Consider the following 369-nt stretch of genomic DNA (forward strand, 5'->3'; position numbering starts at 1 on the left):
GCTGGAAGCCCTGAAGGGTGAAGAAACGGCGGCCGAGCTGGCGAGCCGGTTCGGAGTGCATCCGACGATGATCCATCAATGGAAGCGCGCCCTGCTCGAAGGCGCGTCCGGCGTGTTTGAGCGCGGCGGCCGCAAGAGACCCGAGATCGACGAGGAGCAGGTGAAGGAGCTCCACGCCAAGATCGGGGAGCTGGCGGTGGCCAACTCTTTTTTGGAACGAAAGCTGAAGCCTTGGGGCGGGAAGTGAGGCGCGGCATGATTGAGCCTGACCATCCCCAGCTGTCCATCGGTCAGCAGTGCAAGCTGCTGTCGATCGCGCGCTCGTCCTATTACTACGAGCCGAAGGGAGAGACCGAACAGAACCTCGGC

General features: G+C 62.9%; 1 pseudogene. It reads left to right on the top strand.

Annotation, left to right across the window (positions count from 1 at the left end):
- A pseudogene (locus GQE99_RS12405) lies at positions 1-247 on the top strand (helix-turn-helix domain-containing protein); the annotation flags it as partial.
- Positions 248-369: the final 122 nt, after the last annotated feature.

This window comes from Maritimibacter harenae, assembly GCF_009882975.1.
In the GTDB taxonomy this organism is placed as follows: domain Bacteria; phylum Pseudomonadota; class Alphaproteobacteria; order Rhodobacterales; family Rhodobacteraceae; genus Maritimibacter; species Maritimibacter harenae.